This window comes from Thermoactinomyces sp. CICC 10522 (assembly GCF_016055075.1).
Classification (GTDB): Bacteria; Bacillota; Bacilli; order Thermoactinomycetales; family Thermoactinomycetaceae; genus Thermoactinomyces_A; species Thermoactinomyces_A daqus.
Genome location: NZ_JAECVY010000055.1, coordinates 1 through 1235, shown reverse-complemented (window position 1 = coordinate 1235; position 1235 = coordinate 1). Strand labels below are relative to the sequence as shown.

Genomic DNA, 1235 nt, shown 5'->3' with positions numbered 1-1235 from the left:
TGTTACCGCCGGTCTATAATTGACCCAGGATCGCCGAAAAAGAATTGACCCACTCCCCGTCGAATAAATCCCCTTCGAATAATACCGCCAAATTTCTTCGGAGGGGGATCTATGTTAGGGAGTGGGACTGTGATTAAATTACACGAATTGAAGGCGATTGGCAAGAGTATTCGGGCTATTTCGAGAGAAACTGGACATGCCCGCAATACCGTTCGACGGTATCTTCGCACTCAGGGGCTTCCGGAGCGGAAGCCCCGCTCTAAGCGGCCATCCAAACTGGATCCCTTCAAACCGCTGATTCATCAGTACATGGAACAAGGCATCTTCAATTGCGAAGTTCTCTTTCGACTTCTTCAAGAGCATGGTTACCAGGGAGGCCGTACCATCCTCAAAGACTACATCAAAGCTTTCCGGCCTCCCAAACAGCTTCCCGCTGTTCAGAGATACGAGACGCGTCCCGGTGAACAAGCGCAAGTGGACTGGGGGATTTGTGAGTACACCGACCCGGAGGGACAAGTGCACAAAGTACCCGTGTTTGTCATGGTGCTCGGCTACTCTCGGGCGATCTACGTGGAGTTTGCCAAGCGATGCGACATTCACAGTTTCCTCCGCTGCATGGTTCATGCGTTTGAGTATTTCGGTGGGATTCCGGAGGTCATCCTAACGGATCGGATGAAAACGGTGATCCTGGGGATGGAGAATGACCGGAAACCGCGGTGGCACGCGCTATTCGCCGACTTCGCGGCGACAGCGGGATTTGTTCCACGCGTCTGTCGTGTCCGGCGGCCCCAAACGAAAGGCAAGGTGGAGCGTAGCATCCGGTTTGTGAAAGAAAACTTTCTGCCTGGTCGGCGGTTTGTGGATCTGGAAGATTTGAACCGACAAGCAATCTCCTGGTGCGATGAGAAGAATCGCCGAATCCACGGGACAACCGGTGAACGGCCTTGCGATCGTCTGAAACAGGAAAAGCTGAAGTGCCTTCCCCCGAGAGAACACTGGAAGCCATATCTGTTGGAACGACGCCGGGTGAGCCAGGACGGATTTGTGAGCTACGACGGAGCGCGATATGGCGTTCCTTGGCGCTACAGTGGCCGGGAAGTCACCGTCTTTGAGAGAAACGGCCAGGTGGAGGTCCAGATCGGATACGAGTTGATATCCAGGCATGAAAAGACCACAAAGTCCAGAGAGATCCGAACTTGTCCCGACCAATACAAGGGGCTCACGCTTGCGCAGGG

Annotated in this window: 1 protein-coding gene; it reads left to right on the top strand. The window is 54.0% G+C overall.

The window, feature by feature from the left end; genetic code table 11:
* Window positions 1-111: 111 nt before the first annotated feature.
* The coding region (gene istA / locus I8U18_RS17550; RefSeq protein WP_232336455.1) for an IS21 family transposase at window positions 112-1235 on the top strand (1124 nt) is incomplete at its 3' end.